At 66.1% G+C, this 15,051-nt stretch carries 12 protein-coding genes; 4 read left to right on the top strand and 8 right to left on the bottom strand.

The genetic code is table 11. From position 1 onward, the window contains the following. Positions 1-4 precede the first annotated feature (4 nt). Genes prmA through RD110_RS22990 form a run of 3 tightly spaced genes read left to right on the top strand, consistent with a single transcriptional unit; the run spans position 5 to position 3,059 of the window. Entirely contained in the window at positions 5-904 is a 900-nt protein-coding gene (gene prmA, locus RD110_RS23000) for a 50S ribosomal protein L11 methyltransferase (RefSeq protein WP_076202269.1), read from the top strand. A gap of 42 nt (positions 905-946) precedes the next feature. Next, positions 947-2,131, top strand: a complete 1,185-nt coding sequence (locus tag RD110_RS22995) for a zinc-ribbon and DUF3426 domain-containing protein (protein ID WP_076202268.1) — start codon at positions 947-949, stop codon at positions 2,129-2,131. 25 nt (positions 2,132-2,156) lie between these two features. Continuing rightward, positions 2,157-3,059 (top strand): carbohydrate kinase family protein, encoded by a 903-nt coding sequence (locus RD110_RS22990; RefSeq protein ID WP_076202266.1) that lies wholly within the window; start codon positions 2,157-2,159, stop codon positions 3,057-3,059. A 78-nt stretch (positions 3,060-3,137) separates the two neighbouring features. Here the strand turns inward: RD110_RS22990 and RD110_RS22985 are convergent, their stop codons facing one another. The 8 genes from RD110_RS22985 to RD110_RS22950 all read right to left on the bottom strand — a co-directional run bounded on the left by RD110_RS22985 (position 3,138) and on the right by RD110_RS22950 (position 13,577). Next, entirely contained in the window at positions 3,138-3,665 is a 528-nt protein-coding gene (locus tag RD110_RS22985) for a histone (RefSeq protein ID WP_076202264.1), read from the bottom strand. Positions 3,666-3,878: 213 nt separating this feature from the next. Then, positions 3,879-5,045 carry a ribonucleotide-diphosphate reductase subunit beta gene (locus RD110_RS22980; protein WP_076202263.1) on the bottom strand — a complete coding sequence of 389 codons (1,167 nt, stop codon included), beginning with the start codon at positions 5,043-5,045 and terminating at the stop codon, positions 3,879-3,881. A 157-nt stretch (positions 5,046-5,202) separates the two neighbouring features. Continuing rightward, complete coding sequence (locus RD110_RS22975) at positions 5,203-8,157, bottom strand: ribonucleoside-diphosphate reductase subunit alpha (RefSeq protein WP_076202261.1); 2,955 nt, start codon at positions 8,155-8,157, stop codon at positions 5,203-5,205. Positions 8,158-8,641: 484 nt separating this feature from the next. Then, complete coding sequence (gene ampD / locus RD110_RS22970) at positions 8,642-9,256, bottom strand: 1,6-anhydro-N-acetylmuramyl-L-alanine amidase AmpD (protein ID WP_076202260.1); 615 nt, start codon at positions 9,254-9,256, stop codon at positions 8,642-8,644. Further along, a complete protein-coding gene (locus RD110_RS22965) occupies positions 9,237-10,760 on the bottom strand; it encodes a sigma-54-dependent transcriptional regulator (protein WP_076202258.1) in 1,524 nt (507 codons plus the stop codon). The genes ampD and RD110_RS22965 overlap by 20 nt, the downstream gene beginning before the upstream one ends. A gap of 44 nt (positions 10,761-10,804) precedes the next feature. Continuing rightward, the gene (locus RD110_RS22960; protein WP_076205531.1) at positions 10,805-12,490 is read right to left on the bottom strand and encodes a two-component system sensor histidine kinase NtrB; all 1,686 of its coding nucleotides are present in this window, start codon (positions 12,488-12,490) and stop codon (positions 10,805-10,807) included. Between the two features lie 59 nt (positions 12,491-12,549). Beyond that, on the bottom strand, positions 12,550-12,780 hold the full coding sequence (locus tag RD110_RS22955; RefSeq protein WP_076202257.1) for a PP0621 family protein: 231 nt from the start codon (positions 12,778-12,780) through the stop codon (positions 12,550-12,552). Continuing rightward, complete coding sequence (locus RD110_RS22950; RefSeq protein ID WP_076202255.1) at positions 12,777-13,577, bottom strand: cytochrome C assembly family protein; 801 nt, start codon at positions 13,575-13,577, stop codon at positions 12,777-12,779. Before RD110_RS22950 ends, RD110_RS22955 begins: the two co-directional genes overlap by 4 nt. Before the next feature lie 87 nt (positions 13,578-13,664). On the opposite strand from RD110_RS22950, the gene ffh reads away from it, so the two are divergent. Beyond that, positions 13,665-15,038, top strand: a complete 1,374-nt coding sequence (gene ffh / locus RD110_RS22945) for a signal recognition particle protein (RefSeq protein ID WP_076202253.1) — start codon at positions 13,665-13,667, stop codon at positions 15,036-15,038. Positions 15,039-15,051 lie beyond the last annotated feature (13 nt).

Below are 15,051 nucleotides of genomic sequence, written 5' to 3'. Positions count from 1 at the left end.
ACGCATGTTCGAGATCACCCTGCTGTGCCCGCAAGACCGGGTCGAGACCCTGAGTGACGCATTGGATGCGCTGGATGCGCTGAGCGTCAGCGTGGAAGACGCGGACGCGCAGACCGATGCCGAACGAGCCCTGTTCGGTGAGCCCGGCATGCCGCCGCCGCAGGACGGCTGGCAGCGTTCGCGCATCCAGGCCTTGTTTGCCGAGGAGGCGCAGGCGCGCGAGGCCGCGGCACTGCTGCAGGCGCAGGACTTCTTCAACGGCTGCAGGATTCTGGGCGTGGCCGCGGTGCCCGACCAGGACTGGGTGCGGCTCACGCAGGCGCAATTCGCGCCGGTGGAGATCACGCCGAGCTTCTGGATCGTGCCGACCTGGCACGAGCCGCCGGCCCAGGCGGAACGCTTGATCCGGCTCGATCCCGGATTGGCCTTCGGCACCGGCACGCATCCGACCACGCGCATGTGCCTGCGCTGGATCGCCCGCCAGGGCGAGAACGCATCGGCGGCCGATCCGCTGGGCCGCACACTCGACTACGGCTGCGGCTCGGGCATCCTGGCCATCGGCGCGGCCAAGCACGGCGCGGTGGACATCGACGCGGTGGACATCGACGACGCGGCGGTGCAATCCACCGTCCTGAACGCCGAAGCCAACCATGTGCAGCTCAACGCCGGCCTGCCCGAGCGGGCGCAGGGCCGTTACCAGACCGTGCTGGCCAACATCCTGGCCACGCCGCTGAAGGTGCTCGCGCCGCTGCTGTGTGCCTATGTTGCGCCGGGCGGCTCGCTCGTGCTGGCCGGCATCCTGGAGCGCCAGGAAGACGAGCTCAAGGCCGCCTATGCGCCCTATGCGGCGCTGCAGGTGGCCGACCGCGAGGACGGCTGGATCCTCATGACGGCACAGCGCTAGCCTGGACGAGGACCGGGTGTTTCGCTCCATGATCGGCTCCGCATGGCTTTGATCACGCGCTGCCCGGTCTGCGGCACCCGCTTCAAGGTGGTGCCGGATCAGCTTCGGATCTCGGACGGCTGGGTGCGTTGCGGCGAATGTGCCGAAGTCTTTGACGCTTCGATGGATCTCACGCAGAGCGAAGCCGAGCCGGTGCTGGCCAGGACATCCGGCGACGTCGGGCCATCGGGTGGGCTGCAGTCGGTGGACGCGCCCGCGCCGCCGGAAGAGCCGCCCATCGGCGGCACCGGATTCGGCACCGGCTATGTGTGGTCCGTGCCGCCCCCGCCGGAGCCCGTGGTGCAGCCACGCTTCGATGCCCCGTTCCAGCCGCCGCTGGCGAAACCCTCTCTCCCGTCCGTCGCCCCGCAGGTCTCGGTCGATGATCGCCCGGTGCCGGGTATCGAAGGTGCGACGCCGGTGGACGACCCGGGCCCCGCCCTGGCGCCGTGGGACCCCACGCTGGACGATCCTGTCGATGAAGTACCGGAGAAACCCGAGCCGACGGCGCTTGGTGACGGCGACGAAGAGGTTTCCCAGTCGCTGACCGAATTCCCCGCCGACATGTCAACCCTGCCCGAGGAGTCGGCCTACATCGCGCCACCCGCCGCGGCCGAGGTCGATGCGGCGCTGGAGGAGCCGCGCCCGGTGTCCTTCCTCAAGGTGCAGTCCGCACCCGAGAGGGACGTCTGGCAGCGGCCGTGGGTGCGGCGCAGCCTGGCCGCCATGGCCGGGTTGCTGGTGTTGACGCTTGGCGTCCAGGCCGCGGTGCAGCAGCGCGACCAGATCGCCGCCCGGCTGCCCGGCGCGACGCCGCTGCTGCGCGGGCTGTGCGTGCCGCTTGGCTGCACGGTGCAGGCGCTGCGCCAGATCGATGCCATCGTCATCGACAGCTCGACCTTCACCACGGTGCGCCACGGCGTGTACCGGCTGAACCTGGTGCTGAAAAACCGCGCCGCCACCGAGATCGCGCTGCCTGCGATCGAACTGGCGCTGACCGACACGCAGGAGCAACCCGTGCTGCGACGCGTGTTGCAGGCCGCGGACATGGTCCCCGTGTCGGGCAGCCTGGCAGCCGACACCATACCGCCCAACGCCGAATGGACCGCGTCGATGGAGCTTGCGGTGGTCGACGAGCCCAGCGTCGCGCGCATCGTCGGCTACCGGCTGCTGGCTTTTTATCCCTGACATCACCCACCCTAGAGAACATCACATGGCAAGCATCATTTGCGGCTCCCTGGCCTTCGACACCATCATGAACTTCGAGGGGCAGTTTTCCGACCAGATCCTGCCCACCCAGTTGCACAACCTCAACGTGTCGTTTCTCGTGCCGACGCTGCGCCGCGACTTCGGCGGTTGTGCCGGCAACATCGCCTACAGCCTGAACCTGCTCGGCGGCGTGGCGTTGCCGATGGCCACGGTGGGCAGCGATGGTGACGACTACCTGCAGCGGCTGCGCACGCTGGGCATCAGCACCGAATACGTGAAGAAGGTCGACGACACCTACACCGCCCAGGCGATGATCATGACCGACAAGGCCAACAATCAGATCACCGCCTTCCACCCCGGTGCGATGATGCAGGCGCACCTCACGCGGATCGAGGCGCGCACCGACGTCGGGCTCGGCATCATCTCGCCCGACGGCCGCGATGCCATGCTGCAGCACGCCGAGCAGTTCAACGCGGCGGGCATTCCCTTCGTCTTCGATCCCGGCCAGGGACTGCCGATGTTCGACGGCCAGGAACTTGCACGCTTCGTCGACCAGTCCACCTGGGTCACGGTGAACGATTACGAGGGCAAGATGCTCAGCGACCGGACCGGGCTGAGTTCGGAAGAGATCTCGCGCCGCGTCGAGGGGCTGGTGGTCACGCTCGGCAGCGAAGGCTGCGAGGTCTGGGTGGATGGCATCAAGACACTGGTCGCGCCCGAGCGAGCGGTGGAGGTGGTGGACCCGACCGGCTGCGGCGATGCCTTTCGCGGAGCCTTGTTGTTCGGCCTGGAGCAGGGCTGGCCGCTGGCACGCTGTGCGGCGCTAGGGAACCGCCTGGGCGCGCTCAAGATCGCGCAGCGCGGCCCGCAGAACTACCAGTTCGAGCGCGCCGAACTCGGGCTTTGAGCGGTCGGCTGCGGCCATGAAAAAACCCGGCATCTTGCGATGCCGGGTTGGTAGCGGCTGGTTTGAACCGTACCGAACTCAGGGCTTGGTGGCCGTCGGGAACGGCCAGGCTGCCTGCGGGTTCAGCGTGGTCTGAGCCGCTGCCGCAGCGGGTGCCGGGGCGGGAGCAGGCTTGGCAGCGGGTGTCTTCGCGGCTTTCTTCGCAGCTGTCTTAGCGGCTTTCTTGGCGGCGGGCTTCTTGGCAGCGGCAGCTTTCTTCGCTGGCGCAGCCTTCTTGGCGACGGCTGCCTTCTTGGCGGGTGCCGCCTTCTTCGCAGCGGCCTTCTTCGCCGGTGCAGCCTTCTTGGCCGGTGCCGCCTTCTTCGCCGGAGCCTTCACCGCGACCTTTTTCGCCGGTGCGGCCTTCTTGGCCGGAGCTGCCTTCTTCGCAGCAACCTTCTTCGCAGGCGCCTTCACGGCCGCCTTCTTAGCGGGTGCGGCCTTCTTGGCCGGCGCCTTCACGGCAGCCTTCTTGGCTGGTGCCGCCTTCTTCGCTGGAGCTGCCTTCACGGGTGCAGCTTTTTTCGCAGGGGCCTTTTTTGCGGCCGTTTTTTTTGCAGTTGCCATTATTTTCTCCTTGATCGATTTACAAAGAGCACTTCAAGCCGGTTGGGTGGCCGGAAGCGATGCATGGCGTTGGGCCACAAGGGCCCAGCGCCATGTACTCGGGAACACAAACCCGGCCGCGCTCTGCGGCGCCGTCCATGGTTTGTGGGAATCTGGTTTTCATTTTTCTAGTTTTTTACGACACGCAGTGCGCAACCTGGGGATGTTCCACATTCAATCCCAGGAAAGAGCGCCACCCGATTGGTACTCGATCACACGGGTCTCGAAGAAGTTGCGCTCCTTTTTCAGGTCGATCATCTCGCTCATCCACGGGAACGGGTTTTCCTCGTTCGGGAACAGCGTCTCCAGGCCGATCTGCGTGGCGCGGCGGTTGGCGATGTAGCGCAGGTAGCCCTTGAACATCGAGGCGTTCATGCCGAGCACGCCGCGCGGCATGGTGTCTTCGGCGTACTGGTATTCGAGTTCCACCGCATGCATGAACAGGTCCTTGATCTCGGCCTTGAACTCGGCATTCCACAGGTGTGGATTCTCGAGCTTCAACTGGTTGATCAGGTCGATGCCGAAATTGCAGTGCATCGATTCGTCGCGCAGGATGTACTGGTACTGCTCGGCCGCGCCGGTCATCTTGTTCTGCCGACCCAGCGCCAGGATCTGCGTGAAGCCGACGTAGAAGAACAGGCCTTCCATGAGGCAGGCGAACACGATGAGCGACTTGAGCAGCGTGCGGTCGTTCTCGGGCGTGCCGGTGTGGAAGTTCGGGTCCATGATCGCCTCGATGAAGGGGATCAGGAACTCGTCCTTGTTGCGGATCGACGGCACCTCGTTGTAGGCGTTGAAGATCTCGCTCTCGTCCAGGCCCAGCGACTCGACAATGTACTGGTAGGCGTGCGTGTGGATGGCTTCCTCGAAGGCCTGGCGCAGCAGGAACTGGCGGCATTCGGGAGCGGTGATGTGGCGGTACGTGCCGAGCACGATGTTGTTGGCGGCCAGCGAATCGGCGGTGACGAAGAAGCCGAGGTTGCGCTTGACGATGCGGCGTTCGTCTTCGGTCAGCCCGTTCGGGTCTTTCCAGAGCGCGATGTCGCGCGTCATGTTCACTTCCTGCGGCATCCAGTGGTTGGAGCAGGAGGCCAGGTACTTTTCCCAGGCCCACTTGTACTTGAACGGCACAAGCTGGTTGACGTCGGTCTGGCCGTTGATGATGCGCTTGTCGGCGGCGTTCACGCGGCGCGCAACCGGTGCCACAGGTGCAGAAGAGGACACTGCATTCGGCGTGGATGCGGCTGCAGATGGAGAGTGCTGCACCCCACGGTTGATGGCTAAACCGTTTTGCGCTGCAGGTGGCAGTGAGGGCTTGACTTCTTCGTCCCAGGTCAACATAGATTTTCCAATGTGCGGATTATGAAAGCGGCCGTGCGAAATGAAAAGGGTTCATTTTTTTCACGGCCGTTTTGTGTGGCTTGTGTTGCTCGATTGCATCGTGAAAGCCGAAGCCTTCGCGATGCCATGAAGCCCGGATGGAGCGTGTTGCCAATCCTTATTGGCAAGCCTCGCAACCCGGGTCGTCGATCGCGCAGAACTTGATGTCGGTGGCCGGCGTGGCCATCGTGGTCTGAGCTTCGATCTGCTGGCGTGCGGCGGCCGCGGCGGCTTCCACCGAGCGGCTCGCGGCGGCCGGTGCCATCGATGCCGAAGGCGCTGCGTTGCCCGAGGACACGGCATTCATGCGGCCTGCGGTCACGGTCGATTTCTCGGCGTGCGTGGCGCCGCGGGTGCGCAGGTAGTAGGTGGTCTTCAAGCCACGCGTCCAGGCCAGCTTGTAGGTGTCGTCGAGCTTTTTGCCCGAGGCGCCGGCCATGTAGATGTTCAGCGACTGTGCCTGGTCGATCCACTTCTGGCGACGGGCCGCGGCCTCGACAAGCCAGGTGGTTTCGATCTCGAATGCCGTGGCGTACAGCGCCTTGATCTCCTGCGGCACGCGGTCGATCGGTTGCAGCGAACCGTCGAAGTGCTTGAGGTCCATGACCATCACGTCGTCCCACAGGCCCAGGCGCTTCAGGTCGTTCACCAGGTAGCTGTTGATGACGGTGAATTCACCCGACAGGTTCGACTTGACCGAGAGGTTGCCGAAGCTCGGCTCGATGGATGCGTCCACGCCGATGATGTTGGAGATGGTGGCGGTCGGCGCGATGGCCACGCAATTCGAATTGCGCATGCCGTCGACGGCGATCTTCTTGCGCAGCGCGTCCCAGTCGAGCGTGGCCGAGCGGTCCACTTCCACGTAGCCACCGCGTGCTTCGGCCAGCAGGTTCAATGTGTCGAGCGGCAGCACGCCCTGGTCCCACAGCGAGCCCTTGTAGCTCGAATAGCGGCCGCGTTCCTTGGCCAGCTCGGTGGAGGCCCAGTAGGCGTGGTAGCAGATGGCTTCCATCGAGGTGTCGGCGAAGGCCACGGCGGCGTCGCTGCCGTAGGGAATGCGCAATTCGTACAGGCTGTCCTGGAAGCCCATCAAGCCCAGGCCCACCGGACGGTGGCGCAGGTTGGAGTCGCGCGCCTTCTTGACGGCGTAGTAGTTGATGTCGATCACGTTGTCGAGCATGCGCATCGCGGTCGAGATCGTCTTCTTGAGCTTGACCTGGTCGAGCTGGCCGTCCTTCAAGTGTTGCAGCAGGTTCACCGAGCCGAGGTTGCAGACGGCGGTTTCGGTGTCGCTGGTGTTCAGCGTGATCTCGGTGCACAGGTTGGACGAGTGCACCACGCCGCAATGCTGCTGCGGGGAGCGCACGTTGCAGGCATCCTTGAACGTGATCCAGGGGTGGCCGGTCTCGAACAGCATGGTCAGCATCTTGCGCCACAGGTCGGCCGCGGGCACGGTCTTGCTTGGCTTGATCTCGCCGCGGCTGGCCTTCTCTTCGTAGGCCACGTAGGCCTTCTCGAAGGCGGCGCCGAACAGGTCGTGCAGGTCAGGTGTGTTGGAGGGCGAGAACAGCGTCCACGAACCCTTCTCCATCACGCGGCGCATGAAAAGGTCGGGGATCCAGTTGGCGGTGTTCATGTCGTGCGTGCGGCGGCGGTCATCACCCGTGTTTTTACGGAGTTCCAGGAACTCTTCAATGTCCAGATGCCACGTTTCCAGGTAGGTGCAGACCGCGCCCTTGCGCTTGCCGCCCTGGTTCACGGCCACGGCCGTGTCGTTGACGACTTTCAGGAAGGGCACCACGCCCTGCGATTCGCCATTCGTGCCCTTGATGTGCGAGCCGAGCGCGCGCACGCGGGTCCAGTCGTTGCCCAGGCCGCCGGCGAACTTGGACAGCAGCGCGTTTTCCTTAATGGATTCGTAGATGCCGTCGAGGTCGTCGGGCACGGTGGTCAGGTAGCAGCTCGAGAGTTGCGGGCGCAGCGTGCCGGCGTTGAACAGCGTCGGCGTGCTCGACATGAAGTCGAACGAGGACAGCACTTCGTAGAACTCGATGGCCCGACTTTCGCGGTCGATTTCGTTCACGGCCAGGCCCATGGCCACCCGCATGAAGAAGGCCTGCGGCAGTTCGATGCGGGTCTTGCGCACGTGCAGGAAGTAGCGGTCGTACAGGGTCTGCAGGCCCAGGTAGTCGAACTGCAGGTCGCGCGATGCCTTGAGCGCGGCGCCGAGCTTCTTCAGGTCGTACTGCAGCAGCTTCTCGTCGAGCAACTCGTTCTCGACGCCCTTCTTCACGTACTGCGGGAAGTAATCGGCATACGCGTCGGCGAGTTCGGCCTGGGTGACTTCGGTGCCCAGCACTTCCTTGGCGATGGTCAGCAGCAGCAGGCGGGCGGTGGCATAGGTGTAGTCGGGGTCTTTTTCGATCAGCGTGCGGGCGGCCAGGATCGCGGCCTTGTACACCTCTTCGATCGGCACGCCGTCGTACAGGTTGCGCATGGTTTCGGCCACGATGGGATCGGGCAGCACGGTGGCGGAAAGGCCGGCGCAGGCTTCGGTGATGAGTTGCTTCAGACGTGCCACGTCGAGCGCGACGCGTTTGCCGCCGTCGATCACGTGCAGCGTCGGCATGGCGGGCGCGGCCTGCTCGACCTGCTTGGCACGCTCCTGCGTACGGCGCTCACGGTACAGCACATAGGCGCGCGCGATTTCATGGTGGCCGCCGCGCATGAGGCCGAGTTCGACCTGATCCTGCACGTCCTCGATGTGGAACGTGCCGCCGCCCGGACGCGAGCGCACCATGGCCCGGATCACGCCCTGGGTCAGCGCATCGACCACTTCGCGCACGCTGGCCGAAGCCGCGCCCTGGGTGCCGTGCACGGCCAGGAAGGCCTTCATCATCGCCACGGCGATCTTGTTCGGCTCGAAAGGCACGACGGCGCCGTTGCGACGGATGATCTGGTAGTGCGACAGCATGTCGGAGGCCGGGGAATGCGCCGGGGCCTGCGCCAGGCCGGTGGCGGCAGGCGCCAGGCCCGATGCAGCGGAAGAGGGGGCGTTCAAGACGGTTTGCATGATTTCCTTTTCTTTGACGTGATCGACTGAATCTGAACGGATCCGGTGGCTTCGAGGACGTGATCGGGTCTGTCGGGCCACCTGGAAAGAGCGAGGGAACGGTGTGTCGTACGGTGGGCCAAGGCGCTTCGCAAACCGGTGGCGCCAAGGCTGGAATCCAGCCACGAAACCATGGAGAAAAAGCGCCGAATCGACGATGGACCTTGTCGCGCCGACACACTATATATGGGGTCTGAATTGAATTCAACCCACTACCCGTAGTGTACCTTCCATCGAGGCCAGTTGCTTCAAGCGCGCCTTTTCGACACCACCGGCGGTGCGGTATTCGAGGCAGCCGAAAATCCCCGCCGAATCAAGCTGCAAAGATGCGCAGCCAGCAAACATGCGGCCTGCGGGCGCATTTGCGCCGCATGACGGCTTGGCGTCTGGCGCGTGCCGCCGTGGTCCGCTTCGATGCCGGCGCGAGACGCGCTGCAAATTTTTTTCAGGCGCCGTCGGGCGTGTGCGTCGCAGGCGGGAAAAAGGCCGCGCTCCAGCCCGTGCCGCGCTGCAGCACGGTCCAGTCGAAACCCGCGCCGGGATCATGCTTGCGTCCCGGTGCAATGTGTTCATGGCCCGCGACGAAGCGGATCGGACAGTCCTGCGCCAGCGCCGCGCACAGGCTGATCAGCGTCTCGTACTGCGCCGGCTCGAACGCGCCGCCTTCCAGGCCTTCGAGCTCGATGCCGACCGAGTCGTCATTGCAGTTGTCCAGGCCGCGCCAGCGGGACGCACCGGCATGCCAGGCGCGGTCGCGCGTGCTCACGAACTGCCACAGGGCGCCATCGCGTCGGACGTAGAAGTGCGACGACACCTTGAGTCCGCGGATGCCTTCGTAATATGGGTGGGCGTCCCAGTCGAGCCGGTTGCCGAACAGCGCCATCACCGCGTCGCCGCCGTAGACGCCCGGCGGCAGGCTGATCGAATGCACCACGATCAGGTCGGTGCGCGCATGCGCCGGCCGCGGGCCGAAGTTGGGCGAAGGCTCGTGCCGCGCGAAGCGGTACCAGCCGTCTTGCCACAGCGCCTGGGGTGGCGCTTCATTCGTCCTGGGCTTCATCGTCCTGCGGTGCGTTGATGTTGAGCCGCTCGATGCGGTAGCGGATCTGGCGCAGGCTCAGGCCCAACCGGGCCGCGGTGGCGGTTCGGTTGAAGTTGGTCTCGCGCAGCACCTTGATCAGGATTTCGCGCTCCTGCTGGTCGAGGTAAGCCTGCAGGTCGGTCGGGATCGGCGCGCGCGCCCGGGCCGGCGGCTGGGCCGATCCGGCGTCGCCGGCCGCGGTCGGCTGCCCCGGTTCCTCGGCCAGTGGGGCCAGCGCGGTCAGTGCTTGCGTCACCTCGAAGTCCACATGCAGGGCTTCGCCGTCGCTCATGGCCACGGCGCGGTGCAGCAGATTCTCGAGTTCGCGCACATTGCCGACCAGCGGATGGCCGGCGAGTTGCTCGAGCAGCGCCGGCGACAGCACGGGCACCGGCATGTGCGACTCCTGGGCGATGCGCTCAAGCAAGGCTTCGCACAGGGCCGGCAGGTCGCCGCGGCGCTCGCGCAGCGGCGGAATCGCGATCTCGATCACGTTGAGCCGGTAGTACAGGTCCTGCCGGAAGCGCCCGGCCTTGACCTCCGCGGCCAGGTCCTTGTGCGTGGCGCTGATGATGCGTACGTCCACCGATTCCTCGCTGGTCGAACCCAGCGAACGCACGCTGCGCTCCTGGATCGCGCGCAGCAGCTTGGACTGCATCGCCAGCGGCAGGTCGCCGATCTCGTCGAGGAACAGGCTGCCGCCGCGCGCCGCCTGGAAGTAGCCGAGCCGGTCCTGCAGCGCGCCGGTGTAGGAGCCCTTCTTCGCGCCGAAGAACTCGGCCTCCAGCAGCGCTTCGGGGATGGCGCTGCAGTTGACCGCCACCAGCGGGCCCATGGCGCGGTGGCTGTTGGCGTGCAGGGCCTGGGCCACCAGTTCCTTGCCGGTGCCGGACTCGCCGCGCACCAGCACCGGCGCCATGCTGCGTGCGACCTTGGTGATGCGTTGCTTCACCGCCAGCATCGCGTCGGAGTCGCCCACGAGCTTCTGCAATGCGTGGTGGCCGGCGGCAGAGCGGGGCGTGGCGGCTTCAGGCCTGGGCGCCGGGGCGGCTGGCGCGAGCGGGGCCTGCGTGGATGCGCCGGACAAGGCCGCGGGCGCGGTGGCGGCGCCCACCAGCGCAGAAGCCACCACGGCGCGGAACTGCTTCAGGTCCACGGGTTTCGTCAGGTAATCGAAGGCACCGGCCTTCAAGGCTTCCACGGCGTTCTCGGCCGAGCCATAGGCCGTCATCACGATGCAGCGCTCGGACCGCTGCTGCGCCTTCAGGTTCAGCAGCAGTTCCAGGCCCAGGCCGTCGGGCAGCCGCATGTCGGTGATCACCGCGTCGAAGCGCTTTTCCTGCAGCAACTGGCGCGCCTCGTGCAGGTCGGCCGCGGTATCGATGCGGTAGCCTTCGCGCAGTAGCGTGAGTTCGTAGAGCGTGCGCAGGTCCGGCTCGTCGTCGACGACCAGGATGGCTGCAGCGGTGGAAGTGGAGGCCATGCCCTTTTCTCTGTCTCTGTGTGTGTATCGGTGTCTGTCGGCGATCAGGTCTGCGCGGCGCCGAACAGGTCGCCGGTCACGGCGCTCGGTTTGGGCGGCCTGAAATTCACGTAGAACTCGTTGCCTTGTACCACGCGGCCGTCACGCTCACGCGTGGCGCGCTGGTAGCCGATCACCGCACGATGCCGCTCGCACAATTCGCGGCAGATGTACAGGCCCAGCCCGCTGGAGCGGCTTTCCGACGAGAAGAACGGTTCGAACAGGTGCTGCTCCACGGCCTGCTCCATCGGCGGCCCATCGCTCCAGACCTGCAGGCTCGACTGCCGCGAGGGTGCGAGCCGCGTCGACACCTGGATCGCGCCGGCCTCGTTGTTGACATACCGCAGGGCATTGTCGAGCAGGTTGATCAGTACGCGCTGCAGGTGGTCCGGGTCGAAATCCACCGGCAGGCCCAGCGTGCCCAGCGTCAGCACCAGTTGCCCATGGCGCGAGGCCGCATCCTGTGCCGACCAGTCCCGGCACACCGCGTCCACCGTTTCGTCGAGCACCAGTTGCACCGGCGATGAACGCTTCACACCGGGATGCTGCACACGCGCGATGCCGAGCACCTCGTCGACGATCTTCGACAGCCGCTGCGCGTTTTGCCGCACCATGCCGGTCAGGCGCTTGTGGCCTGCGTCGGTGAGGTCTTCCTCGAGCAGCGCATTGGCCTGCGAGATGGCCGCCAGCGGATTGCGTATTTCGTGCGCCACCGCGGCCGACATGCGGCCCATGGCGGCCATCTTCTCGGTGCGCAGCCGCGCCTCCATTTCGCGCAGGTCGTGCAGGAACATCACGCACAGGCTCTCGGCGCGGACTTCATGGGCGATGGTCAGCCGGGTGCGCGCCCGCACGCGGCGCGGGCTCTTGCCGGGGTGCACGATGGTGATGTCGGCCGCTTGCGCGCTCTCCTGCTCGAAGGTCTGCTGGGCGAGCTTGAGTAGCGGCTGCCAGGCCGGCCGGCTGGCCAGCACCAATGGCGTGCGGCTGTCGGACTCGCCCGAGCCCAGCAGCAGCCGCGCTGCGGGGTTGAGCGTGCGGGTGATGCCGCCGGCGTCGATCACCACCACGCCATCGGCCAGGGTCTCGATGACCAGCTCGTTCACGTGCGTCTGCAGCCGCGCCGTCATCTGGCTGCGTAGCGCGATCTGCTGCTCCCTCACCAGGCGCGCGGCGAGCTGGTTGACGAGGAAGGCGGCGACGAAGTAGCCCAGCCCGGTCAGGCCGCTCTGCAGCAGGCGCGAGGCGCCGTCGGGTGCGCCCTGCGTGTTCATCCACCAGGCTTCGAGCAGCAACAGCAACGTCATGCCGGCGGCCGTGCCCAGCGCCATCGCGCGCGAGCCCAGCACCGCTGCCAGCAGCACCGGCACGCCGAGCAGCGGTGCGTAGTTGATGTTGCCCGACTGCAGGATCTGCAGCGTGCAGAACACCACGGCATCGACGCCGATGGTCCAGCCCCAGAATGGCGCCAGCCTTTCGCTGGCCTGCTCGGGCCGTGCCAGGAAACGTACGCCGAGCGTGCTTGCGAAATAGGCGCCGCAGCCCAGCACCAGCCAGACCGGCACCGCCTGGCCCAGCGCGAACAGCGAGCCCTGCAGCGCCAGGATGGCCAGCGCGATGGTGACCCGCGCCGTCATGAAGCCGTACCAGACCCGCACCAGTGGCAGATGGTCGGGGTCGGCGCCGGTCATGGAGACCGGGGTGGTGCCTGATGCCGGGTCCGGTGCCATCGCAAAAGGCGAGCGAGCGTTCATTCCGCCTGGCGCTGGTGCTCGACGCTGCAGAAGCTGACGCGGCCATTGCTGACGGCTTCGGTGGCGGGCAGGTGCAAGCCACACACGGCGCAGCGCACCATTTCGTTGGGCAGCGCGGGTGGCTTGCGCGGCGTTGGTGGTTTTGTGTCGGCGCGGTCGGCCAAACGCCCCTGGCGCCACAGCCAGACGCCGAACAGCACCACCAGGAACACCACGAGCAGCTTCAACCCAGCCCCCGGCCAAGCACCACTTCGAGCACGAAGCGCGATCCGACATAGGCCAGCAGCAGCAGCCCCGCGCCCATGTAGAGCACCCGCACCGCCTTGCGGCCGCGCCAGCCGAAGCGCGCGCGGCCGAGCAGCAGCACCGCGAACGTGAGCCAGGCCAGCACCGAGAAGATCGTCTTGTGGCTCCAAGTCCAGCTCGAGCCGTACAGCTGTTCGCCGAACAGCCAGCCCGCGAGCAACGTGGCCGACAGCAGGACGAAACCCGCACTGACGAGCCGGAAGGTGATGCGTTCCAGCGTCAGCAGCGGCATGCCGCTGAACGAGCCCGCGGCCTGGCGCATCTGCTGCTCGGCGCGCGTCATGAGCCAGGCATGGACTACCGCCGCCGCGAAAAGCCCGTAGGAAGCGATGCCCAGCGCAGAATGCAGCGGCAGCCACGGCGAGGCACTCACATGCAGCGGGCTGCCCGGGAAGAAGAGCGCCAACAACACGGCCACCGCACCCAGGCCGGCCAAAGTCCAGCGCGCCTTGAGTTGCGGAAACAGGTGGCTCTCGACCGCGTAGACGGTGAGTACCAGCCAGGCCGTGACCGACAGCGCCGGCGCGAAGCCGAAGCGCGGCGTGCCGTCGAACAGGCTGCTGCACAGCACCACGCCGTGCAGCAGCCAGGCCACCAGCAGCGCGGCACGGGCCGCAGGCATGCTGAGCCGGGCCGCGCCGGCTGCGGGCACCGCGTAGGCCACGGCGGCGGCGGCGGACAGCAGCACACTCGCGACAGGCACACTCGTTAAAATCATGGGCACAGTTTAGCGGTTCGTACGCTCTACAAATCGCTCCCGATTCCCCTTTCACCAACCCTGGCACCGCACCCGCGGAATATCCCCATGGCCTCCGCCCTCACCGAAAAACTCTCCCGCCTCGTCAAAGAAATGCGCGGCCAGGCCCGCATCACCGAGGGCAACGTCGCCGACATGCTGCGTGAAGTGCGCATGGCCCTGCTCGAGGCCGACGTGGCGCTGCCGGTGGTGCGCGACTTCGTGGCCCGCGTCAAGGAAAAGGCGCTCGGCCAGGAAGTGATGGGCTCGCTGTCGCCGGGCCAGGCGCTGGTGGGCATCGTGAACCGTGAACTGGCCGCCACCATGGGCCAGGGTGTGAGCGACATCAACCTCGCCGCGCAGCCGCCGGCGGTGATCCTGATGGCCGGCCTGCAGGGCGCGGGCAAGACCACCACCACCGCCAAGCTGGCCAAGCTGCTCATCGAGAAGCGCAAGAAGAAGGTTCTCACCGTGTCGGGCGACGTGTACCGCCCGGCGGCTATCGAACAGCTCAAGACCGTGACCAAACAGGCTGGTGCCGAATGGTTCCCGAGCACGCCCGAGCAGAAGCCGGCCGACATCGCCCGCGCCGCCCTCGACTACGCGCGCAAACATTATTTCGACGTGTTGCTGGTCGACACCGCCGGCCGCCTGGCCATCGATGAAGCGCTGATGCGCGAAATCAAGGACCTGCACGCCATCCTGAACCCCGTGGAAACGCTGTTCGTGGTCGATGCGATGCAGGGCCAGGATGCGGTGAACACCGCCAAGGCGTTCTCCGATGCCCTGCCGCTGACGGGCATCGTACTGACCAAGACCGATGGCGACTCGCGCGGCGGCGCGGCGCTGTCGGTGCGGCACATCACGGGCGCACCGATCAAGTTCGCCGGCACCAGCGAAAAAATTGATGGCCTGGAGGTCTTCGACGCCGAACGGCATGCAGGGCGCGTGCTCGGCATGGGCGACATCGTGGCCCTGGTGGAGCAGGTCACGGCCGGTGTCGACATGGCCGCAGCGCAGAAGCTCGCCGCCAAGGTGAAGAGCGGCGAAACCTTCGACCTGAACGACTTCCTGGCCCAGATCCAGCAGATGAAGCAGATGGGCGGCCTCTCCAGCCTGATGGACAAGCTGCCCACGCAGATGGCCGCCAAGGCCGGCCAGATGGACATGGACAAGGCCGAACGTGACATCCGCAGGAAGGAAGGCATCATCCACAGCATGACCCCGCTGGAGCGCCGCAAGCCCGACCTGATCAAGGCCACGCGCAAGCGCCGCATCGCTGCCGGTGCCGGCGTTCAGGTGCAGGAGGTCAACCGCATGCTCAACGAGTTCGGGCAGATGCAGGACATGATGAAAAAGATGAAGGGCGGCGGCATGATGAAGATGCTCAAGCGCATGGGCGGCATGAAAGGCATGGGCGGTATGCCAAAAATGCCTTTCTGAGAAAAATTTCTCA

The sequence above is a fragment of the Rhodoferax koreense genome (assembly GCF_001955695.1).
GTDB lineage: Bacteria > Pseudomonadota > Gammaproteobacteria > Burkholderiales > Burkholderiaceae_C > Rhodoferax_B > Rhodoferax_B koreensis.
Note: the sequence above shows the minus strand (reverse complement) of the source record. Positions and strands in the feature narration are given on the sequence as shown.